Genomic DNA, 21,004 nt, shown 5'->3' on the forward strand with positions numbered 1-21,004 from the left:
TGGTTGCGCCGCCTGCGCGTGCGGGCGGCGAGCAGTAAGTCACACGCGATGCGCGCTGAGCCGGCGCGGCTTCGCAAGCTGTCAACAGTGAGCGCCAGGTCTGCCGTCCATGCACAGCAGTGCGGCAGGTTGTTCGTTCGGTAGGAATTGAAAGAGTCGTGTCTGAAAATGATCTCAGCTGAAGGCCTGAAGGAAATCGATCGAGCGTTGACGAAGTATCCCGCCGATCAGAAACAGTCCGCCGTGATGTCGGCGTTGGCCGTTGCTCAGGAAGAGCACGGCTGGCTGTCGCCCGAACTGATGCAGTTCGTCGCGGACTATCTCGGCATGCCGGCCGTCGCCGTGCAGGAAGTCGCGACGTTCTACACGATGTACGAGCTCAACCCGGTCGGCAAGCACAAGATCACGCTCTGCACGAACCTCCCGTGCCAGCTTGGTCCGGACGGCGGCGCCGAGGCGACGGCCGAGTACCTGAAACAGAAGCTGGGCATCGGCTTCGGCGAGACCACGCCTGACGGCAAGTTCACGCTGAAGGAAGGCGAATGCATGGGCTCGTGCGGCGATGCGCCGGTGCTGCTGGTGAACAATCACAGAATGTGCAGCTTCATGAGCCGCGAGAAGATCGACCAGCTGCTTGAGGAGCTTTCGAAATGACGTCCCTTCACGACCGTCACATCAAACCGCTGATCCTCGCTGGTCTGAACGGCGAGAACTGGCATCTCGAAGATTACGTTGCGCGCGGCGGCTACAAGCAGCTGCGCCGCATTCTCGAAGAAAAGATTCCGCCGGAGCAGGTGATCGCCGACGTGAAGGCGTCGGGCCTGCGTGGCCGTGGCGGTGCGGGCTTCCCGACCGGCCTGAAGTGGAGCTTCATGCCGCGCCAGTTCCCGGGGCAGAAGTACCTCGTCTGCAACTCGGACGAAGGCGAGCCGGGCACGTTCAAGGATCGCGACATCCTGCGCTGGAACCCGCATGCGCTGATCGAAGGCATGGCCATCGGCGCGTACGCGATGGGCATCACCGTCGGCTACAACTACATTCACGGCGAAATCTTCGAAGTGTATCGACGCTTCGAGGCCGCGCTCGATGAAGCGCGTGCCGCGGGTTTCCTCGGCGACAACATCATGGGCTCGGAATTCTCGTTCCAGCTGCACGCGCACCACGGTTACGGCGCGTACATCTGCGGCGAGGAAACGGCGCTGCTCGAGTCGCTCGAAGGCAAGAAGGGCCAGCCGCGCTTCAAGCCGCCGTTCCCGGCGAGCTTCGGCGTGTACGGCAAGCCGACCACGATCAACAACACCGAGACGTTTGCCGCGGTGCCGTTCCTGCTGTCCATCGGGCCGCAGAATTACCTCGAGATCGGCAAGCCGAACAACGGCGGCACGAAGATCTTCTCGGTGTCGGGCGACGTCGAGCGTCCGGGCAACTACGAAGTGCCGCTCGGCACGCCGTTCGCGACGCTGATGGAACTCGCCGGCGGGATGCGCGGCGGTCGCAAGATCAAGGCCGTGATTCCGGGCGGTTCGTCGGCGCCGGTGATCCCGGGCGACATCATGATGCAGACCGATCTCGATTACGACTCGATCGCGAAGGCGGGCTCGATGCTCGGCTCCGGCGCGGTGATCGTGATGGACGAGACGCGCTGCATGGTGCGTTCGCTGCTGCGCCTGTCGTACTTCTACTACGAGGAATCGTGCGGTCAGTGCACGCCGTGCCGTGAGGGCACCGGCTGGCTGTATCGCGTCGTGAATCGTATCGAGCACGGCGAAGGCCGCCAGGAAGATCTGGACCTGCTGAACTCGGTTGCCGAGAACATCATGGGCCGCACGATCTGCGCGCTCGGCGATGCGGCGGCGATGCCGGTGCGCGGGATGCTCAAGCATTACTGGGACGAATTCGCGTACCACGTCGAGCACAAGCACTGCATGGTCGGCGGCCACGCGCACGCGGCGGCAGCCTGAAGCGAAGCACCGGTTGCGGAATTTGAGCGCACGGTCGGGCGAAGGCGCGAACGGGCGGAAATAGGTTAAGGACCATTCACCATCATGGTTGAACTTGAAATAGACGGCAAGAAGGTCGAGGTGCCCGAAGGCAGCATGGTGATCCAGGCTGCGCACAAGGCGGATACGTACATTCCTCACTTCTGCTATCACAAGAAACTGTCGGTTGCGGCCAACTGCCGGATGTGTCTCGTCGAAGTCGAGAAGATGCCGAAGGCCGTGCCTGCCTGCGCGACGCCCGTGTCGGCCGGCATGATCGTGCACACGCAGTCCGACAAGGCCGTGAAGGCGCAGCAGTCGGTGATGGAATTCCTCCTCATCAATCACCCGCTCGACTGCCCGATCTGCGATCAGGGCGGCGAATGCCAGTTGCAGGATCTGGCGGTCGGCTACGGCAAGTCGTCGTCGCGCTACTCGGAAGAAAAGCGGGTGGTGTTCCACAAGAACGTGGGCCCGCTGATCTCGATGGAAGAGATGTCGCGCTGCATCCACTGCACGCGCTGCGTCCGCTTCGGCCAGGAAGTCGCCGGCGTGATGGAGCTCGGCATGCTGGGTCGCGGCGAGCACTCGGAAATCACGACGTTCGTCGGCAAGACGGTCGACTCCGAGCTGTCGGGCAACATGATCGACCTGTGCCCGGTCGGCGCGCTGACCAGCAAGCCGTTCCGCTACAGCGCCCGTACGTGGGAACTGTCGCGCCGCAAGTCGGTGAGCCCGCACGATTCCGTCGGCGCGAACCTCGTCGTGCAGGTGAAGAACAACCGCGTGATGCGCGTGCTGCCGTTCGAGAACGAAGCGATCAACGAATGCTGGATCTCGGACAAGGATCGTTTCTCGTACGAAGGCCTGAACAGCGAAGAGCGCCTGACGAAGCCGATGCTGAAGCAGGGCGGCCAGTGGATCGAAACCGACTGGCAGACCGCGCTCGAGTATGTCGCGAAGGGCCTGAAGGGCATCGCCGCGGATCACGGCGCGAACGCGCTGGCGATGCTCGCGAGCGCGCACAGCACCGCTGAAGAGCTGTTCCTCGTGAAGCAGCTCGCCAACGAACTGAAGACGCCGAACGTCGACTTCCGTCTGCGTCAGCAGGATTTCTCGGCGCCGGTCCAGGGCGCACCGTGGCTCGGCATGCCGATCGCCGACCTGTCGAACGTGGATGCCGCGTTCGTCGTCGGTTCGTTCCTGCGCCGCGACCACCCGTTGTTCGCCGCACGCCTGCGTCAGGCCGCGAAGAACGGCGCGAAGCTGCACTTCCTGCACGCGACCGCCGACGACTCGCTGATCCCGACCGCGAAGCGCATCGTCGCCGCGCCGTCGGCATGGCTCGACGAACTGGCCGGCGTCGCCGCGGCCGTCGCGCAACTGCGCGGCGTCGCGCTGCCGGACACGCTCGCGGGCGTCACTGCGTCGCCGGCCGCGCAAGCGGTCGCCCAGTCGCTCGCGAACGGCGAGCGCCGTGCGGTGCTGCTCGGCAACGTGGCCGTCCGTCATCCGCAATTCGCGCAGCTGCACGCCGTCGCACAGTGGATCGCCGACAACACCGGCGCCACGTTCGGCTTCCTGACGGAAGCGGCGAACACGGTCGGCGCGCACGTCGTCGGTGCGCTGCCGGGCGAAGGCGGCCTGAACGCGCGCGAAGCGTTCGCGCAGCCGCGCAAGGGCTACGTGCTGCTGAACGTCGAACCGGAATTCGACACCGCCGATCCGGCGCAGGCGCTTGCCGCGCTGAACCAGGCCGAAATGGTCGTCGTGATGTCGCCGTTCAAGCACGGCCTCGATTACGCCGACGTGCTGCTGCCGATCGCGCCGTTCACGGAAACGGCCGGTACGTACGTGAACGCGGAAGGCTCGGTGCAGAGCTTCAACGGCGTCGTGCGCCCGCTCGGCGACACGCGTCCGGCGTGGAAGGTGCTGCGCGTGCTCGGCAGCCTGCTCGGCCTACCGAACTTCGAATACGAGACCGCTGAAGAAGTGCGTCTTGCGGCGCTCGGCGATGCAGGTGTCGCGAGCCGTCTGTCGAACCAGGCGTCGGTCGCGCCGGCACGCGTCGCGGCGACTGCCGCGAACGGCGGTTTCGAGCGCCTCGCCGATGTGCCGATCTATCACGCCGACGCACTCGTGCGCCGCGCAGGTGCGCTGCACCTGACGGCCGCCGCGAAGGTGGCGAACGCCGCAGCCCTGCCGGCCGCGCTGTTCGACAAGCTGGGCTTGAAGGAAGGCGACGCGGTGCGCGTGCGCCAGGGCGAGCGTGCGGTGCAGTTGCCGGCCGTGCGCGACGCGAATCTTGCGGAGACGGTCGTTCGCGTGTCGGCGGCGACGCCTGCCGGCGCAGCGCTCGGCAGCCTGTCCGGTGAACTGGTGGTGGAGAAGGCGTAAATGAGCTTGTTCGATACGATCAACGCGGGCGGAGCCCAGCTTCTCGGCATCGCATGGCCGACGGTGTGGGCCATCGTGCGCATCCTCGTCGTCGCCGTCGTGATCCTGCTGTGCGTCGCGTACCTGATTCTGTGGGAACGCAAGCTGATCGGCTGGATGCACGTGCGTCTCGGCCCGAACCGCGTCGGCCCCGCCGGCCTGCTGCAGCCGATCGCCGACGTGCTGAAGCTGCTGCTGAAGGAAGTCATTCAGCCGAGCGCCGCCAGCCGCTGGCTGTACCTGATCGCGCCGGTCATGACCGTCGTGCCGGCGTTCGCCGTCTGGGCGGTGATCCCGTTCCAGGCCGAAGCCGTGCTCGCGAACGTGAACGCCGGCCTGCTGTATGCGATGGCGATCTCGTCGATCGGCGTGTACGCGGTGATTCTCGCCGGCTGGGCGTCGAACTCGAAGTACGCGTTCCTCGGCGCGATGCGCGCAGCTGCGCAGATGGTGTCGTATGAAATCTCGATGGGCTTCGCGCTGGTGCTCGTGCTGATGACGGCCGGCAGCCTGAACCTGTCGGAAATCGTCGGCTCGCAGCAGCACGGCTTCTTCGCCGGCCACGGCGTGAATTTCCTGTCGTGGAACTGGCTGCCGCTCCTGCCGGCGTTCGTCGTCTACTTCGTGTCCGGTATCGCCGAAACGAACCGTCACCCGTTCGACGTGGTGGAAGGGGAGTCGGAGATCGTCGCGGGTCACATGATCGATTACTCGGGCATGGCGTTCGCGCTGTTCTTCCTCGCCGAGTACATCAACATGATCGTGATCTCGGCGCTCGCTGCGACGCTGTTCCTCGGCGGCTGGGATGCACCGTTCGAATTCCTGTCGTTCATTCCGGGCGTCTTCTGGCTGGTGCTGAAGGTGTTCGCGCTGCTGTCGGTGTTCATCTGGGTTCGCGCGACGTTCCCGCGCTACCGTTACGACCAGATCATGCGTCTGGGCTGGAAGGTGTTCCTGCCCGTCACAGTGATCTGGGTGGTCGTGGTCGGCTTCTGGATGATGTCGCCGCTCAACATCTGGGTGAAGTAAAGATCGGACGAAATCATGACGGCAATCCAACACTTCTTTAAGACCTTCTTCCTGACGGAGCTGCTGAAGGGGCTCGCGCTGACCGGTCGCTACACGTTCCGGCGCAAGTTCACCGTGCAGTTCCCGGAAGAGAAGACTCCGATTTCGCCGCGCTTTCGCGGGCTGCATGCGCTGCGCCGCTATGAGAACGGCGAAGAGCGATGCATCGCGTGCAAGCTCTGCGAGGCCGTGTGCCCCGCACTGGCGATCACGATCGAATCGGAAACGCGTGCGGACAACACGCGCCGCACGACGCGCTATGACATCGACCTGACGAAGTGCATCTTCTGCGGTTTCTGCGAAGAGAGCTGCCCGGTCGATTCGATCGTCGAGACGCAGATTCTCGAGTACCACGGCGAAAAGCGCGGCGACCTGTATTTCACGAAGGAAATGCTGCTCGCGGTGGGCGATCGCTACGAGAAGGACATCGCTGCGGCGAAGGCCGCCGACGCGCCGTATCGTTGATTGTGTTTGCAGTGCCGGCCCGGCATGAACGGGTCGAGCCGCCGCGACGGGTGCGGCACGCGAGAGCGTCCCGCAAGCCGCGCCTGACTATGGCCTAACGATGAACCGGTAATCATGGAATTCACGACCGTACTGTTCTACATCTTCGCGCTGCTCCTGGTGGTATCAGGGCTGAAGGTGATCACTTCGCGCAACCCGGTGGCGTCTGCGCTTTTCCTTGTGCTGGCGTTCTTCAACGCCGCCGCGATCTGGATGCTGCTGGAAGCGGAGTTCCTCGCGATCCTGCTGGTGCTGGTGTACGTGGGCGCCGTGATGGTGCTGTTCCTGTTCGTCGTGATGATGCTGGACATCAACATCGATTACCTGCGCCGCGACTTCAAGCGCTTCGTGCCGATGGCAACGGTGGTCGGCGCGATCATCGTGGTCGAGACCGCGCTGATCCTGTGGCGCGGCTACGGCGACACGCACACGGTGCACGCAATGGCGACGGGCGCGATGGCCGACTGGTCGAACACGCGACTGATCGGCAAGGTGATCTACACCGACTACATCTTCGCGTTTGAAATCGCCGGCCTGGTGCTGCTGGTCGCGATCATCGCCGCGATCGGGCTGACCGAGCGCAAGGGCAAGGACAGCAAGCGCCAGCGCGTGTCGGATCAGGTCAAGGTGCGCCGCAACGACCGCGTGCGCCTCGTGAAGATGGAAGCGGAAAAGCCGCAGCCGGAAACGGCGCAGAGCGAAGCCGGTACGAGCACCAACGGCTAAGCGGAGGAAAAGAAACCATGCTGACTCTTGCTCACTACCTCGTACTCGGCGCGATCCTCTTTGCGATCGCGATCGTCGGGATTTTCCTGAACCGCCGCAACATCATCATCATCCTGATGGCGATCGAATTGATGCTGCTGGCGGTGAACACCAACTTCGTCGCGTTCTCGCACTACCTCGGCGATGTGCACGGCCAGATCTTCGTGTTCTTCGTGCTGACCGTCGCCGCAGCGGAAGCCGCGATCGGTCTCGCGATTCTGGTGACCCTGTTCCGTAAGCTCGACACGATCAATGTCGAGGATCTCGATCAGCTCAAAGGTTAATTTCAGGCAACGCTGTTATGTCAATGACACTCAATGAAAACCTGCTGCTGGCGATTCCGCTCGCTCCGCTGGCCGGCTCGCTGATTGCGGGGCTGTTCGGGAACGCAGTGGGGCGCAAGGGCGCACACCGGATCACGATCCTCGGCGTATTGATCGCGTTCCTCCTGTCGGCGAAAGTCTTCCTCGACGTGATGGGCGGCGCGAGCTTCAACGCGACCGTCTATGAATGGATGAACGTCGGCTCGCTGAAACTCGAAATCGGCTTCCTCGTCGATTCGCTGACAGCGATGATGATGGTCGTCGTGACCTTCGTCTCGCTGATGGTGCACGTGTACACGATCGGCTACATGTCGGAGGAAGACGGCTACCAGCGCTTCTTCTCGTACATCTCGCTGTTCACGTTCTCGATGCTGATGCTCGTGATGAGCAACAACTTCCTGCAGCTGTTCTTCGGCTGGGAAGCGGTGGGTCTGGTGTCGTACCTGCTGATCGGCTTCTACTTCACGCGTGAGAGCGCGATCTACGCGAACATGAAGGCGTTCCTCGTGAACCGCGTGGGCGACTTCGGCTTCCTGCTGGGCATCGGCCTGCTGCTCGCGTTCGCGGGTTCGATGAACTACGGCGAAGTGTTCGCGAAGCGCGCCGAGCTCGCAAGCCTGCACTTCCCGGGCACCGACTGGGGCCTGCTGACCGTCGCCTGTATCTGCCTGTTCATCGGCGCGATGGGCAAGTCGGCACAGTTCCCGCTGCACGTGTGGCTGCCTGACTCGATGGAAGGCCCGACCCCGATCTCCGCGCTGATTCACGCGGCGACGATGGTGACGGCCGGCATCTTCATGGTGTCGCGCATGTCGCCGCTGTTCGAACTGTCGGATACCGCGCTGTCGTTCATCACGGTGATCGGCGCGATCACGGCACTGTTCATGGGCTTCCTCGGGATCGTCCAGAACGACATCAAGCGGGTTGTCGCGTACTCGACGCTGTCGCAGCTCGGCTACATGACCGTCGCGCTCGGCGTGTCCGCTTACCCGGTCGCCGTGTTCCACCTGATGACGCACGCGTTCTTCAAGGCGCTGCTGTTCCTCGGCGCCGGTTCGGTGATCATGGGCATGCACCACGACCAGGACATGCGCAACATGGGCGGCCTGCGCAAGTACATGCCGATTACGTGGATCACGTCGCTCGTCGGTTCGCTGGCGCTGATCGGTACGCCGTTCTTCTCGGGCTTCTACTCGAAGGACTCGATCATCGACGCGGTGAAGCTGTCGCACCTGCCGGGCTCGGGCTTCGCGTACTTCGCGGTCGTCGCGAGCGTGTTCGTCACGGCGCTGTACTCGTTCCGCATGTACTTCCTGGTGTTCCACGGCGAAGAGCGCTTCCGCAAGCCGAAGCATCCGGAATCGCCGATGGGCATGGCGGCTGCGCACGGCCACGACGATCACGGCCATGGCCACGGTCATGACGACCACGCGCACGAGCCGCACGAGACCCCGTGGGTCGTGTGGGTGCCGCTGGTCCTGCTGGCGATTCCGTCGGTGATCATCGGCGCGATCGCGATCGGCCCGATGCTGTTCGGCGACTTCTTCCAGCACGGCGTCGCATTCGACAAGGTGATCTTCATCGGCGCGAACCATCCGGCACTGACCGAGATGGCCGAAGAGTTCCACGGCTGGGTCGGCATGGGCCTGCACTCGGTGTCGGGCCTGCCGGTGTGGCTGGCGCTCGCCGGTGTCGTCGTCGCATGGTTCCTGTACCTGAAGCGTCCGGAGTTGCCGGCGTCGATCCGCCGCGCGTTCGGCCCGATCTACACGCTGCTGGACAACAAGTACTACATGGACAAGATCAACGAAGTGGTGTTCGCCCGTGGTTCGGTGGCGATCGGCCGCGGCCTCTGGAAGGAAGGTGACGTCGTCGTGATCGACGGCCTCGTCAACGGCAGCGCCCGGTTCATCGGCTGGTTCGCCGGCGTGATCCGCTTCCTCCAATCCGGTTACATCTATCACTACGCGTTCGCCATGATCATCGGCATGCTGGGGCTCCTGACCCTGTTTGTAACGCTCGGCGGCAAATAAGGCGGGGGGACAACACTAATGCACGCTTTTCCGATTCTCAGTACCGCGATCTGGCTGCCGATCGTTTTCGGCCTCCTCGTGCTCGCGGTGGGTAACGACAAAAATCCGGGGACGGCCCGCTGGGTCGCGCTGATCGGTTCGCTGCTCGGTCTCGCGGTCACGATCCCGCTGATCACGGGCTTCGACTCGAGCACGGCCGCGCTGCAGTTCGTCGAGCAGTCGACCTGGATCGAACGCTTCGACATCTCGTACCACCTCGGCGTCGACGGCATTTCGATGTGGTTCGTCGTGCTGACCGCGCTGATCACGGTGATCGTCGTGATCGCCGCGTGGGAAGTGATCACCGAGAACGTCGCGCAGTACCTCGCGGCCTTCCTGATCCTGTCCGGGATCATGATCGGCGTGTTCTCGGCGGCCGACGGCCTGCTGTTCTACGTGTTCTTCGAGGCGACCCTGATCCCGATGTACATCATCATCGGCGTGTGGGGCGGCCCGAACCGCGTGTATGCGGCATTCAAGTTCTTCCTGTACACGCTGGCCGGCTCGCTGCTGATGCTGGTCGCGCTGATCTACCTGTACACGCAGACGCATTCGTTCGACCTCGCGACGTGGCAGAACGCCAAGATCGCGATGACGCCGCAGATCCTGCTGTTCATTGCATTCTTCCTCGCGTTCGCGGTGAAGGTGCCGATGTGGCCGGTGCATACCTGGCTGCCGGACGCGCACGTGGAAGCGCCGACCGGCGGCTCGGTCGTGCTGGCGGCGATCATGCTGAAGCTCGGCGCGTACGGTTTCCTGCGTTTCTCGCTGCCGATCACGCCTGACGCAAGCCACTTCCTGGCACCGGTCGTGATCACGCTGTCGCTGATCGCGGTGATCTACATCGGCCTCGTCGCGATGGTGCAGGCCGACATGAAGAAGCTGGTCGCGTATTCGTCGATCGCGCACATGGGCTTCGTGACGCTCGGCTTCTTCATCTTCAACCAGCTCGGCGTCGAAGGCGCGATCATCCAGATGATCTCGCACGGCTTCGTGTCGGGTGCGATGTTCCTGTGCATCGGCGTGCTGTACGACCGCGTGCACTCGCGCCAGATCGCCGACTACGGCGGCGTCGTGAACGTGATGCCGAAGTTCGCGGCATTCGCGATGCTGTTCTCGATGGCCAACTGCGGCCTGCCGGGTACCTCGGGTTTCGTCGGTGAGTTCATGGTGATTCTCGCGGCCGTCCAGTACAACTTCTGGATCGCATTCGGCGCGGCATTCACGCTGATCCTCGGCGCCGCCTACACGCTGTGGATGTACAAGCGCGTGTACTTCGGCGCGGTCGCGAACGATCACGTTGCCAAGCTGAAGGACATCGGCCGTCGCGAATTCCTGATGCTGGCCGTGCTTGCCGCGTTCACGATGCTGATGGGCCTGTATCCGAAGCCTTTCACCGACGTGATGCACGTTTCCGTGGAAAACCTCCTCTCCCATGTCGCGCAGTCGAAACTGCCGCTGGCCCAGTAATCGCGAGCGGAGGAAATCAAGATCATGAACGCACCTATGAATGTCCTGTTGCCTGACGCGCTGGTGATGGTCGCCATCGTCGTCGCATGGCTGAACGACACCTTTACCGGTGCCGCTGGCCGTCGCCTGACCTATCTGATCGCGGTGGTTTCGTCGGTCGTCGCCGGCGTATGGTTCGCGGTGCAGGCGCTGGACCCGCACCAGTACTACTTCTTCTCGCGAATGGTCGTCGTCGACTCGTTCGCGAGCATGATGAAGGCCGTCGTGTCGATCGGCTTCGCGGTCTCGCTCGTCTATTCGCGCAGATACCTCGAAGACCGCGACATGTTCCGCGGCGACGTATTCCTGCTGGGCATGTTCTCGCTGCTCGGTCAGTTGGTGATGGTGTCGGGCAACAACTTCCTGACGCTGTACCTCGGCCTCGAACTGATGTCGCTGTCGCTGTACGCGGTCATCGCGCTGCGCCGCGATGCCCCGCAGTCGAGCGAAGCCGCGATGAAGTACTACGTGCTGGGCGCGCTCGCGTCGGGCTTCGTGCTGTACGGCATCTCGATGCTCTACGGCGCGACCGGCTCGCTCGAGCTGGGCGAGGTGTACAAGGCAGTCGGCGGCAACACCGACGCAGCCGTGCTGATGTTCGGCGTGGTCTTCATCGTCGCCGGTATCGCGTTCAAGCTCGGCGCCGTGCCGTTCCACATGTGGGTGCCGGACGTCTACCAGGGCGCACCGACCGCGATGACGCTGTTCGTCGGCGGCGGCCCGAAGGTTGCCGCGTTCGCGTGGGGTCTGCGCTTCCTGGTGATGGGCCTGCTGCCGCTCGCTCAGAACTGGCAGACCGCGCTCGTGATCCTCGCCGCGCTGTCGCTGATCGTCGGTAACATCACCGGTATCGTCCAGCGCAACATCAAGCGGATGCTCGCGTACTCGGCGATCTCGAACATGGGCTTCGTGCTGCTCGGCCTGCTCGCCGGCATCGTGAAGGGCGACGCGGCCGCACCGGCGAACGCGTACAGCTCGGCGATGTTCTACGCGATCGTCTACCTGATCACGACGCTCGGCTCGTTCGGCGTGGTGATGCTGCTCGCGCGCCGCGATTTCGAAGCGGAGACGATCGACGACTTCAAGGGCCTCAACAAGCGCAGCCCCGTGTTTGCGTTCGTGATGATGGTCATGATGTTCTCGCTGGCCGGTATCCCGCCGACCGTCGGCTTCTACGCGAAGCTCGCGGTGCTCGAGGCGACCGTCAACGCGGGCCTCACGTGGCTGGCCGTGCTGGCCGTGATCACGTCGCTGTTCGGCGCGTTCTACTACCTGCGCATCGTCAAGCTGATGTACTTCGATGCGCCGCAGGACACGACCCCGATCACCGGCGATTTCTGCAAGCGCACGATCCTCGCGCTGAACGGCATCGCGGTCGTCGTGCTCGGCCTGATCCCGAGCCCGCTGCTGACGGCCTGCCTGCAGGCGATCCGTCATACGCTGCCGCTGTAATGTCGGCAGCCGGCTGGTTCATCGTGCTGTTGGCGCTCGTATGCGCCAACGTGCCGTTCCTGAACCAACGCCTCTTCGCCGTCGTGCCGTTCGGCACGACGAAGAAGAACGCGTGGGTTCGGATCGGCGAGCTGATCGTGCTGTATTTCGTCGTCGGCGCCCTCGGCTTCTGGCTCGAGTCGCGCGCCGGCAACCGCTTCGAACAGGGCTGGCAGTTTTACGCGATCACCTTCAGTCTCTTTGTCGTGTTCGCGTTTCCCGGCTTCACGTTCCAGTATCTCGTCAAACGACGCTGACAAGGGCCTGTCCGCGCTGATCGCAAGCTTGCGTACGCGCGGTGCGGCCCGCTATGCGCGTTCGCCTGATTGAAAAAACACAGTAGTAGTGGGGCTGGCCGCCAGCACGGCCGATCGCGGCGTCATGCTCGTTGCGAATACGTCGAGTATTCTCTTCGTCGCAATCCTTGTGTTCGGCCCTTCTGGCGGCCAGCGCAAGTTTGTTATTAGCGCGGACCGGCCCTTGGCCGTCGCGCTCAATCACGGAGCCGCCGATGGCCGAACTACCCAATCACGACGCCGCACTGACCGAAACCTGCCTCGAGAGCGAGGCGATTTTCGAAGGCTCGTTCCTCAAGCTCAAGCGCGATACCGTCCGTTTGCCGGACGGCAAGCAGGCCACGCGCGAATACGTTCAGCACCCGGGCGCGGTGATGGTGATCCCGCTGTTCGACGACGGCCGCGTGCTGATGGAAAGCCAGTATCGCTATCCAATCGGGAAGGTCATGGCCGAATTCCCGGCCGGCAAGCTCGATCCGAACGAAGGCGCGCTCGCCTGCGCGGTGCGCGAGCTGCGCGAGGAAACCGGCTACACGGCACGCGAATACGTGTTCCTGGCCCGGATTCATCCGATCATTTCCTACTCGACCGAATTCATCGACCTGTATCTCGCACGCGGGCTGACGGCCGGCGAGCGCAAGCTCGACGAAGGCGAATTCCTCGAAACCTTCACGGCGACGCCGGCCGACCTGCAGGAGTGGGTGCGCACGGGCCAGATCACCGACGTGAAGACCATCATCGGCATGATGTGGCTCGACAAGGTACTGTCCGGCACCTGGCCGCTCGGCCCGGTCCAGAAACCCTGACGGCGCGTCAGCGGCGGGTGGGGCGCAGCGTTACAATCCAGTGACGCGGCCGCTTTCCGGCTGCGCGATCCTGATTTAGCACGATCGTTCACAAAAGCGCGTTTTGCGCTACACTCGTCACACGCCCTGATTCACAGCATGAAGGTCCTCGATTTACAGTGCCCGCACGGTCATCGGTTCGAAGGCTGGTTCGCTTCCGCCGATGAGTTCGAAGCGCAGTTGTCCCGCAAGCTGGTCGAATGTCCGGTGTGCGGGACGACCGAGATCAACCGGATGCCGTCGGCGCCGCGCCTGAACCTGTCAGGTGCGACGCAGGCGCAGCCGGCCGATCCGCGTGCGCTGCAGGCGCAGGTGATGCGCGCGCTGCGCGAGGTGCTGGAGAAGACCGAGAATGTGGGCGAGCGCTTCGCTGAGGAAGCGCGGCGCATCCATTACAACGAGGCGCCGGCACGCAGCATTCGTGGCGTCACGACGCCGGAGGATGCGCAATCCTTGGCTGAAGAAGGCATCGACGTGATGCCGCTGCCGATTCCTGCCGCGCTGAAAGAACCGCTGCAATGACGTACGCAGGGGGTCTTGGCCGGGCCGGATGGCCGCGGTCAGGAGACACTGCGCATGGATCTGGATTATTCCCCCGCCGACGACGCGTTCCGCGTTGACGTCCGCGCCTGGCTCGAGGCCAATCTGCCTCACGCCCTGCGCGCCAAAGTACTCGATCACAAACGACTCGACCGCGAGGATTTCGCGAGCTGGCACCGGATTCTCGGCCAGCGCGGCTGGTCCGCGCCCGCATGGCCCGCTGAATATGGCGGCCCGGGCTGGAACGCGACGCAGCGGCACATCTGGGACGAGGAGTGCGCCCGCATCGGCGCGCCGACCGTGCTGCCGTTCGGCGTGTCGATGGTCGCGCCGGTGCTGATGAAATACGGCAGCGAAGCGCAGAAGCGTCACTATCTGCCGCGCATCCTCGACGGCACCGACTGGTGGTGTCAGGGCTATTCGGAGCCGGGCTCCGGGTCGGACCTCGCATCGCTGCGCACGCGCGCCGAACGCCACGGCGATCACTACGTCGTCAACGGCCAGAAGACCTGGACCACGCTCGGCCAGTTCGCGGACATGATGTTCTGCCTCGTGCGCACGGATCCGGCGGCGAAGAAGCAGGAGGGCATCTCGTTCCTGCTGATCGACATGGCGACGCCCGGCATCACGGTGCGTCCGATCATCACGCTCGACGAGGATCACGAGGTCAACGAGGTGTTCTTCGAGGACGTGAAGGTGCCCGTCGAGAATCTCGTCGGCGACGAAAACCGCGGCTGGACCTACGCGAAATACCTGTTGGGTCACGAGCGCACCGGTATCGCGCGCGTCGGCGCGTCGAAGCGCGAGCTCGTGTTCCTGAAGCGCGTGGCGTCGCACCAGCAGAAGAACGGCAAGCCGTTGCTCGCGGATCCCGTGTTTGCCGCGAAGGTCGCGGCGCTCGAGGTCGAGCTGATGGCGCTCGAGGTGACGGTGCTGCGCGTCGTGAGCCGCGAGACGAGCGGCAAGGGGCCGGGCCCCGAAGCGTCGATGCTGAAGATCAAGGGTACCGAGGTGCAGCAGGCGCTCACCGAGCTGATGTTCGAGGCGATCGGGCCGCTCGCGGCGCCGTTCGACGTTCCGTTCCTCGAGGGCGAGCGCGAACACAGCATCGCGGGCGACGACGATGCCGCGCCGCTCGCCGCGTATTACTTCAATTATCGGAAGACGTCGATCTACGGCGGCTCGAACGAGATTCAGAAGAACATCATCGCGCAGATGATTCTCGGGCTGTGATCAGGGAACGGAGACAACCATGGATTTCAGCTTTACCGATGAGCAGCAACAGTTCGCCGACGCGCTGCGCCGCTATTTTGGCGAGCAGTATGGTTTCGACGCACGCCAGGCCATCGTGCGCAGCGATGCGGGCGTATCGGACGCGCAATGGAGCGCATTCGCGGAACTGGGCCTGACCGCGCTGCCCGTGCCGGAGGCACAGGGCGGATTCGGCGGCGGCGCGGTCGACATGCTGGTCGCGATGCGGGAGCTCGGCCGCGCACTCGTGGTCGAGCCGTACTGGGCGACGGCGGTCGGCATCGAGGCGCTGCGGGTGGCCGGGTCCGGCACGGGCGACGATGCCGCGCTGCTGGAAGCGGTCGCACAGGGGCAAAAGCGCCTGGCGGTTGCGTTTCACGAACCGCGGGCGCGCTACGACCTGTACGAACTCGGCACGCAGGCGCGCGAGCAGGACGGCTCTTACCGGCTGACCGGCACCAAGTCGGTCGTCCAGCACGGCGCACAGGCGCATGTGTGGATCGTGCCCGCGCGGGTCGACGGCGGCGGCATCGGCCTGTTCGTCGTCGAGCGCGACGCCGCGGGAGTGAAGCTCGTCGACTATCGGACGATCGACGGCCAGCGCGCCGCGACGATCGAACTGCATGAAACGCCCGCACGGCAACTGACGGGCGGCACACGTGACGCGGCCGCGCTCGAGCAGATTGCCGATTACGCGACCTTCCTGCTCTGCGCGGAAGCGGTCGGCGCGCTCGACGAACTGAACCGCGCGACGGTTGAATACACGAAGACGCGCGAACAGTTCGGCGTGCCGATCGCGCGTTTTCAGGCGCTGCAGCACCGGATGGTCGACATGCTGATTCACGCGGAGCAGGCACGTTCGCTGACCTACCTGGCCGCGGTGCGTTACGCGGGCGGCGATGCCGATGCGCGGCGCAAGGCGGTTTCGGCCGCGAAGGCGCGGGTCGGCGCGGCAGCCCGCTTCATCGGCCAGCAGGCCGTGCAACTGCACGGCGGCATGGGCGTGACCAACGAGGTGGCCGCCGCGCACCTGTTCAAGCGGCTGTCGATCATCGAGACGACACTCGGCGACACCGATCACCATCTTGCGCGTATCGCGGCCCTGCCGGATTTCGTGCAGGCCGACGCGGCATGACGGCGATGCGCGAGCGCGCCAGAGGAGACACACAGTGGGTATCAGTTACGAAGACCTGGAAGTCGGTAGTACGACCGAAATCGGCCGCTACACGTTCGAACCGGACGACATCAAGGCATTCGCGCAACGCTACGATCCGCAGCCGTTCCACCTGGACGAGGAAGCCGGCAAGGCATCGCCGTTCGGCGGACTGGTCGCGAGCGGCTGGCATACGTGTTCGGTGTTCATGAGCCTGCTCATCAAGAAGCTTGGGCCGGATTCGACCAGCATGGGTTCGCCCGGCATCGATTCGATCCGGTGGCTCAAGCCCGTGCGTGCGGGCGACACGATCACGATGCACCAGAAGATCCACGACAAGCGCGTGTCGGCGAGCAAGCCCGACCGCGGCATCGTGTCGACGGAGTGGATCGGCATCAACGGCGCCGGCGACACGGTCATCTCGGTGCATACCAAGGTGATCTTCGGGTTGCGCCATCCGCAAGGAGCGGACGCATGACGGACGTGACATTGCCGCTGATCGCGTCGATGCAGGCGCTGCATGCCCGCGTCGGCGCGGAACCGCTGGCAAGCGGCTGGGTCGAGATCGACCAGCGTCGGGTCGACGGTTTCGCCGACGCGACCGGAGATCGCCAGTGGATACACGTCGATCCCGAGCGCGCGCGGCGCGAGTCACCGTTCGGCGGTCCGATCGCGCATGGCTTCCTCACGCTGTCGCTGATTCCCGCGCTGATGGCCGATGCGATGCGCTTCGAGCAGAAGATGGGCGTGAACTACGGACTGAATCGCGTGCGGTTCCTGAAGCCGGTGCCGGTCGGCACGCGTGTGCGCGCGCTGTTCGCGGTGAAGGAAACCGCGGAGGCCGCGCAGGGCGGCGTGCAGGTCACGTGGTCGGTGTCGGTGCAGGCCGAGCGTCCCGACGCGCCGTTGCTTGTTTGCGCGGCGGAATTCATTACGCTGCACTACTTCTGATGCGCGCGGCGGCATCGACGGATGCCGCCCGCGTTGCCCACCCGTGCTGCTTCAGTGCTTCGCGTATTGCGTTGCGCCGAACAGCATCTCGCGCGCCTTGTCGTCCTGCAGTGCCTTGCGCAGCGATGCGAGGACTTCGACGCCGCGCTGCACGGCAGGACGCGAGGCAATCGCTTCTTGCCAGCGCTTCACGTTCGGCAGTTCATCGAGCACGATGCCCTGGTTCTGCCACGAACGCGTCCACGGGAACGTCGCAATGTCCGCGATCGTGTACGTGTCGCCCGCGAGATATTCGGATTCGCCGAGGCGTTTGTCCATCACGTTGTACAGGCGCTTCGCTTCGTTCGTGTAGCGATTGACCGCGTATTCGATCTGCTCCGGCGCGTAGAGGCGGAAGTGATGCGCCTGCCCGAGCATCGGGCCGACGCCGCCCATCTGGAACATCAGCCATTCGAGCGTCGCGTAGCGCGCGGCCGGGTCGGTCGGCAGGAACTTGCCGGTCTTTTCCGCAAGGTACACGAGGATCGCGCCCGATTCGAACAGCGAGATCGGTTTGCCGCCAGGGCCGTCCGCGTCGACGATCGCGGGAATCTTGTTGTTCGGGCTGATCTTCAGGAATTCGGGCTTGAACTGGTCGCCCGCACCGATATCGACCGGATGCACACGATACGCGAGGCCCGTTTCCTCGAGCATGATGTGTACCTTGTGGCCATTCGGGGTCGCCCAGCTGTAGACGTCGATCATCGTCAACTCCTTCGTTGCATGCGCGAAAACGGCGCCGGCAGGACGCCGCGACAGGCGGTCATTAGAGCATGGATCGACGTGCGTTGCAGGCGGCGGAAATGCGCGGCCGCGCGCCGGCGCACGCGTGTCGATGCGGCGACGGCGAGGCCGTTAGAACAGCGGGATTGCGCGGATCAGCGCTTGTAGCGCGGCTGGCGTTTCTCGAGAAACGCGGTAATGCCTTCGAACGCGTCCGCGTGATGCAGCGATGCGACGAAGTGATCGCGCTCGGTGCCGAGATGGGTTTCGAGCGGCTGCGCGGGCGCATCGTCGAGCAGCGACTTGATGCGCGTGAGTGCGTTCGGCGAGATGCCGGCAAGCGAGTCGGCCCACGCGAGCGCATCGGAGAATGCGGTACCGGGCACGGCGAGCCGATTGACGACGCCGAGCGCATGCAGGCGTTCGGCCGCGACGGGCTTGCCTTCGAACAGGATTTCGGCGGCCAGCGCGCGCGGCAGCGCGCGCGCGAGGAACCATGAGCCGCCGCCGTCAGGCGTGAGGCCGACGCGTGCATACGACATCACGAACTTCGCGTCGTGCGCGGCGACGATGAGGTCGCACGCGAGCGCGAGCGAGAAGCCCGCGCCGGCCGCCGCACCTTCGACCGCCGCGATCACGGGTTTCGTCGATGCGCGGATCGCCGTGATCCACGCGCCGAGCTGATCGATGCTGTCGGCCTGGTAGCACGGATCCTTCGAGCGGTTGTCGAGCAGCCGGTTCAGGTTGCCGCCCGCGCAAAAGAAACGATCGGCCCCCGTGAGCACGACCGCGCGAATCGCGGGATCGCGCTCGGCGGTGGCGAGCGCTTCGACGCCGGCCGCATACATGTCGGGATGCAGCGCATTGCGCGCGCCGGGATTGGACAGCGTGAGGACGAGCGTCGATTCGCTCTCGGGCGGACGCGAGGCGAGCAGTTCAGCACTCATGCGAGGGTGTCTCCATCGGATGGCGAGGCTGCGGCGCCGCGCGTTGCGCGGGCTCGTGCGCATACCCGTGAGGGCGCTGCCGCAGCGGATGCATTGTTGTCGTGACGGACACGAAACTGTTTTAGACTAGCACGAACGTGCTTTTCAGCGCGACGAATCCTGATGCGGCCGGCGTCGCTGCGGCCGCGCTCCAGCAACGAAGGAGACTCCGATGCTACAGCTGTGCGGTATTCCGTTGTCCAACTACTACAACAAGGTGAAGTTCGTTCTGCTCGAACATGACATCCCGTTCGAGGAAGCGACATGCCGCTTGCCGATCGGCGATCCGGCATTGCTCGCCGATTCGCCGCTCGGCAAGATTCCGTTCCTGAAGACGGAAGAGGGTGCGTTGTTCGAGTCGCAGGTGATCATCGAGTATCTGGCAGCGCGTTATCCCGACAAGGCCATTTTCCCGGCGGGGCCGTTCGCGGCCGCGAAGGTGCGCGAGCTCATCGAGACGCTCGAGCTGTATCTCGAATGGACCGCGCGAGAGGTCTATACGGAAGCGTTTTTCGGCGGCAAGGTTAGCGACGGGATCAAGGCGCATGTCGAGAAGCGCCTGCCGCGTGCGATCGATGCATTCAAGCGGATGACGCAATTCTCGCCCTACGTGCTCGGTGACACATTCGGTCTTGCGGACATCGCCGCGTCGGTCCATCTGCCGGTGATCGGGATGGCGACGAAGGCCATGTTCGGCCGCGATTTCCTGCTCGACGCAGGCATCGACTGGAAGGCGCACGCGAAGCTGGTCGGCGAGCGGCCGGCCGCGCAGCGCGTGGCGGCCGATCGCAAGGCCTATGTCGAGGCGACGAGCACCGCGCGTTCGTAAGCGCGACCCGGCACGGCACGGGCCGCGTCTGGCCGCCCGTGCCGGACTTACAGGCGCGCGAGCCGTTCGAGTGCGGACGCGAGCGTGCTTTCCTGTTTCGCGAAGCAGAAGCGCACGACGCCCGATTCGTGCGGCTCGTGATAGAACGCCGACACCGGAATCGCCGCCACGCCGATCTCCGACGTGAGCCACTTCGAGAATTCCGCTTCGGGCAGGTCGCTGATCGCCGAATAGTCGACGCACTGGAAATACGTGCCCGTGCACGGCAGCAGCTTGAAGCGCGTGCGTTCGAGGCCGGCGCGGAAGAAGTCGCGCTTCTTCTGGTAGAAGTCGGGCAGCGTCAGGTACGGTGCCGGATCGCGCAGGTAGTCGGCGAGCCCGATCTGCGTCGGCGTGTTCACCGTGAACACGTTGAACTGATGGACCTTGCGGAACTCCGCGGTCAGCGCGGCGGGCGCCGCGACATAGCCGATCTTCCAGCCCGTCACGTGGTAGGTCTTCCCGAAGCTCGACACGATGAAACTGCGCTCGGCCAATTCCGGGTAGCGCGCGACGCTCTCGTGCCGGGCGCCGTCGTAGACCATGTGCTCGTACACTTCATCGGACAGGATCAGCACATTGGTGCCGCGCACGATCTCCTCGAGCTTGCGCATGTCGGCCTCGCGCCACACGGTGCCGGTCGGGTTGTGCGGCGTGTTGATCATGATCATCCGCGTCTTCGGCGTGATCGCGGCGGCGAGACGATCGAACGGGATCGCGTAGTCGGGCGCCTCCAGCGTGACGAACACCGGCTTGCCGCCGGCGAGTTCGATCGACGGCAGGTAGCTGTCGTAGGTCGGCTCGACGACGATTACCTCGTCGCCCGGATGCACCGCGCACAGGATCGCTGTCAGCAGTGCCTGCGTCGCGCCGGCCGTCACCGTGATCTCGGTGGCCGGGTCGTAGCGCCGGCCGTAGACCTGCGCGATCTTGTCGGCGATCGCGTCGCGCAGCGGCGCGACGCCCGCCATCGGCGGATACTGGTTGTGGCCGTTGCGCATCGCGGCCGCGACCGCGTCGACGATGCGCGGGTCACAGTCGAAATCGGGGAAGCCCTGGCCGAGATTCACGGCGCCTTTCTCGGCGGCGAGCGCGCTCATGACCGTGAAGATCGTGGTGCCGACGGTCGGCAGGCGCGATGGGAAAACGGGATTCGTAGGCATGTCGGAAGGAGCGTTCATCGATACGGTCGCAAGCGTGTTGCG

At 64.4% G+C, this 21,004-nt stretch carries 21 protein-coding genes; 18 read left to right on the forward strand and 3 right to left on the reverse strand.

Going from position 1 to position 21,004, the window contains the following annotated elements:
- The first annotated feature begins 168 nt into the window (after positions 1-168).
- From nuoE to ACVK00_RS16610, 17 genes are all read left to right on the forward strand, one after another.
- On the forward strand, positions 169-654 hold the full coding sequence (gene nuoE, locus ACVK00_RS16530; protein WP_228904993.1) for an NADH-quinone oxidoreductase subunit NuoE: 486 nt from the start codon (positions 169-171) through the stop codon (positions 652-654).
- Positions 651-1,961, forward strand: a complete 1,311-nt coding sequence (gene nuoF / locus ACVK00_RS16535; RefSeq protein WP_006756904.1) for an NADH-quinone oxidoreductase subunit NuoF — start codon at positions 651-653, stop codon at positions 1,959-1,961. Before nuoE ends, nuoF begins: the two co-directional genes overlap by 4 nt.
- 84 nt (positions 1,962-2,045) lie before the next feature.
- Positions 2,046-4,376, forward strand: a complete 2,331-nt coding sequence (gene nuoG, locus ACVK00_RS16540; protein ID WP_228904991.1) for an NADH-quinone oxidoreductase subunit NuoG — start codon at positions 2,046-2,048, stop codon at positions 4,374-4,376.
- Positions 4,377-5,444: an NADH-quinone oxidoreductase subunit NuoH gene (nuoH, locus tag ACVK00_RS16545; RefSeq protein WP_006750463.1), complete on the forward strand. Its 1,068-nt coding sequence runs from the start codon at positions 4,377-4,379 to the stop codon at positions 5,442-5,444. It begins immediately after the preceding gene.
- A gap of 15 nt (positions 5,445-5,459) precedes the next feature.
- Positions 5,460-5,948, forward strand: coding sequence for an NADH-quinone oxidoreductase subunit NuoI (nuoI, locus tag ACVK00_RS16550; RefSeq protein ID WP_006398806.1), 489 nt, complete (start codon positions 5,460-5,462; stop codon positions 5,946-5,948).
- 114 nt (positions 5,949-6,062) lie between these two features.
- Positions 6,063-6,713, forward strand: coding sequence for an NADH-quinone oxidoreductase subunit J (locus ACVK00_RS16555; protein WP_006750464.1), 651 nt, complete (start codon positions 6,063-6,065; stop codon positions 6,711-6,713).
- A 17-nt stretch (positions 6,714-6,730) separates the two neighbouring features.
- A complete protein-coding gene (gene nuoK / locus ACVK00_RS16560) occupies positions 6,731-7,036 on the forward strand; it encodes an NADH-quinone oxidoreductase subunit NuoK (protein ID WP_004185739.1) in 306 nt (101 codons plus the stop codon).
- A gap of 17 nt (positions 7,037-7,053) precedes the next feature.
- Entirely contained in the window at positions 7,054-9,108 is a 2,055-nt protein-coding gene (gene nuoL / locus ACVK00_RS16565; protein WP_212086688.1) for an NADH-quinone oxidoreductase subunit L, read from the forward strand.
- 18 nt (positions 9,109-9,126) lie between these two features.
- Positions 9,127-10,617, forward strand: coding sequence for an NADH-quinone oxidoreductase subunit M (locus tag ACVK00_RS16570; RefSeq protein WP_228904989.1), 1,491 nt, complete (start codon positions 9,127-9,129; stop codon positions 10,615-10,617).
- Positions 10,618-10,653: 36 nt separating this feature from the next.
- The gene (gene nuoN, locus ACVK00_RS16575; RefSeq protein WP_228907630.1) at positions 10,654-12,108 is read left to right on the forward strand and encodes an NADH-quinone oxidoreductase subunit NuoN; all 1,455 of its coding nucleotides are present in this window, start codon (positions 10,654-10,656) and stop codon (positions 12,106-12,108) included.
- The gene (locus tag ACVK00_RS16580) at positions 12,108-12,404 is read left to right on the forward strand and encodes a DUF2818 family protein (protein WP_228904987.1); all 297 of its coding nucleotides are present in this window, start codon (positions 12,108-12,110) and stop codon (positions 12,402-12,404) included. Before nuoN ends, ACVK00_RS16580 begins: the two co-directional genes overlap by 1 nt.
- Before the next feature lie 254 nt (positions 12,405-12,658).
- Positions 12,659-13,249 (forward strand): NUDIX domain-containing protein, encoded by a 591-nt coding sequence (locus ACVK00_RS16585; RefSeq protein ID WP_228904985.1) that lies wholly within the window; start codon positions 12,659-12,661, stop codon positions 13,247-13,249.
- Between the two features lie 138 nt (positions 13,250-13,387).
- The gene (locus tag ACVK00_RS16590) at positions 13,388-13,810 is read left to right on the forward strand and encodes a DUF1178 family protein (RefSeq protein ID WP_006756910.1); all 423 of its coding nucleotides are present in this window, start codon (positions 13,388-13,390) and stop codon (positions 13,808-13,810) included.
- Between the two features lie 54 nt (positions 13,811-13,864).
- Positions 13,865-15,061, forward strand: coding sequence for an acyl-CoA dehydrogenase family protein (locus ACVK00_RS16595; RefSeq protein WP_011657475.1), 1,197 nt, complete (start codon positions 13,865-13,867; stop codon positions 15,059-15,061).
- A 19-nt stretch (positions 15,062-15,080) separates the two neighbouring features.
- The gene (locus ACVK00_RS16600; RefSeq protein ID WP_284890938.1) at positions 15,081-16,214 is read left to right on the forward strand and encodes an acyl-CoA dehydrogenase family protein; all 1,134 of its coding nucleotides are present in this window, start codon (positions 15,081-15,083) and stop codon (positions 16,212-16,214) included.
- A gap of 34 nt (positions 16,215-16,248) precedes the next feature.
- Positions 16,249-16,710: a MaoC family dehydratase gene (locus ACVK00_RS16605; RefSeq protein ID WP_006750473.1), complete on the forward strand. Its 462-nt coding sequence runs from the start codon at positions 16,249-16,251 to the stop codon at positions 16,708-16,710.
- Positions 16,707-17,183, forward strand: coding sequence for a MaoC family dehydratase (locus tag ACVK00_RS16610; RefSeq protein WP_284890936.1), 477 nt, complete (start codon positions 16,707-16,709; stop codon positions 17,181-17,183). Before ACVK00_RS16605 ends, ACVK00_RS16610 begins: the two co-directional genes overlap by 4 nt.
- 51 nt (positions 17,184-17,234) lie before the next feature.
- On the opposite strand, the gene ACVK00_RS16615 is transcribed toward ACVK00_RS16610, so the two are convergent.
- On the reverse strand, positions 17,235-17,927 hold the full coding sequence (locus ACVK00_RS16615; RefSeq protein ID WP_228904980.1) for a glutathione binding-like protein: 693 nt from the start codon (positions 17,925-17,927) through the stop codon (positions 17,235-17,237).
- Positions 17,928-18,100: 173 nt separating this feature from the next.
- The gene (locus tag ACVK00_RS16620) at positions 18,101-18,892 is read right to left on the reverse strand and encodes an oxepin-CoA hydrolase, alternative type (RefSeq protein WP_284890935.1); all 792 of its coding nucleotides are present in this window, start codon (positions 18,890-18,892) and stop codon (positions 18,101-18,103) included.
- 211 nt (positions 18,893-19,103) lie between these two features.
- Here ACVK00_RS16620 and ACVK00_RS16625 point away from each other — a divergent pair, with 211 nt between their 5' ends.
- Positions 19,104-19,760, forward strand: a complete 657-nt coding sequence (locus tag ACVK00_RS16625) for a glutathione S-transferase family protein (RefSeq protein WP_228904975.1) — start codon at positions 19,104-19,106, stop codon at positions 19,758-19,760.
- A 47-nt stretch (positions 19,761-19,807) separates the two neighbouring features.
- Here the strand turns inward: ACVK00_RS16625 and ACVK00_RS16630 are convergent, their stop codons facing one another.
- Positions 19,808-20,980 (reverse strand): pyridoxal phosphate-dependent aminotransferase, encoded by a 1,173-nt coding sequence (locus tag ACVK00_RS16630; RefSeq protein WP_284890934.1) that lies wholly within the window; start codon positions 20,978-20,980, stop codon positions 19,808-19,810.
- Positions 20,981-21,004 lie beyond the last annotated feature (24 nt).

The sequence above is a fragment of the Burkholderia sp. PvR073 genome (genome assembly GCF_054055695.1).

Coding starts and splice junctions, on each gene's coding strand:
- ACVK00_RS16580 (WP_228904987.1), top strand. CDS start 12,108: ATGTCGGCAGCCGGCTGGTTCATCGTGCTGTTGGCGCTCGTATGCGCC.
- nuoG (WP_228904991.1), top strand. CDS start 2,046: ATGGTTGAACTTGAAATAGACGGCAAGAAGGTCGAGGTGCCCGAAGGC.
- ACVK00_RS16570 (WP_228904989.1), top strand. CDS start 9,127: ATGCACGCTTTTCCGATTCTCAGTACCGCGATCTGGCTGCCGATCGTT.
- nuoF (WP_006756904.1), top strand. CDS start 651: ATGACGTCCCTTCACGACCGTCACATCAAACCGCTGATCCTCGCTGGT.
- nuoL (WP_212086688.1), top strand. CDS start 7,054: ATGTCAATGACACTCAATGAAAACCTGCTGCTGGCGATTCCGCTCGCT.
- ACVK00_RS16590 (WP_006756910.1), top strand. CDS start 13,388: ATGAAGGTCCTCGATTTACAGTGCCCGCACGGTCATCGGTTCGAAGGC.
- ACVK00_RS16625 (WP_228904975.1), top strand. CDS start 19,104: ATGCTACAGCTGTGCGGTATTCCGTTGTCCAACTACTACAACAAGGTG.
- ACVK00_RS16585 (WP_228904985.1), top strand. CDS start 12,659: ATGGCCGAACTACCCAATCACGACGCCGCACTGACCGAAACCTGCCTC.
- ACVK00_RS16555 (WP_006750464.1), top strand. CDS start 6,063: ATGGAATTCACGACCGTACTGTTCTACATCTTCGCGCTGCTCCTGGTG.
- nuoE (WP_228904993.1), top strand. CDS start 169: ATGATCTCAGCTGAAGGCCTGAAGGAAATCGATCGAGCGTTGACGAAG.
- nuoH (WP_006750463.1), top strand. CDS start 4,377: ATGAGCTTGTTCGATACGATCAACGCGGGCGGAGCCCAGCTTCTCGGC.
- ACVK00_RS16630 (WP_284890934.1), bottom strand. CDS start 20,980: ATGAACGCTCCTTCCGACATGCCTACGAATCCCGTTTTCCCATCGCGC.
- ACVK00_RS16595 (WP_011657475.1), top strand. CDS start 13,865: ATGGATCTGGATTATTCCCCCGCCGACGACGCGTTCCGCGTTGACGTC.
- ACVK00_RS16615 (WP_228904980.1), bottom strand. CDS start 17,927: ATGATCGACGTCTACAGCTGGGCGACCCCGAATGGCCACAAGGTACAC.
- ACVK00_RS16600 (WP_284890938.1), top strand. CDS start 15,081: ATGGATTTCAGCTTTACCGATGAGCAGCAACAGTTCGCCGACGCGCTG.
- nuoK (WP_004185739.1), top strand. CDS start 6,731: ATGCTGACTCTTGCTCACTACCTCGTACTCGGCGCGATCCTCTTTGCG.
- nuoN (WP_228907630.1), top strand. CDS start 10,654: ATGAATGTCCTGTTGCCTGACGCGCTGGTGATGGTCGCCATCGTCGTC.
- ACVK00_RS16620 (WP_284890935.1), bottom strand. CDS start 18,892: ATGAGTGCTGAACTGCTCGCCTCGCGTCCGCCCGAGAGCGAATCGACG.
- nuoI (WP_006398806.1), top strand. CDS start 5,460: ATGACGGCAATCCAACACTTCTTTAAGACCTTCTTCCTGACGGAGCTG.
- ACVK00_RS16610 (WP_284890936.1), top strand. CDS start 16,707: ATGACGGACGTGACATTGCCGCTGATCGCGTCGATGCAGGCGCTGCAT.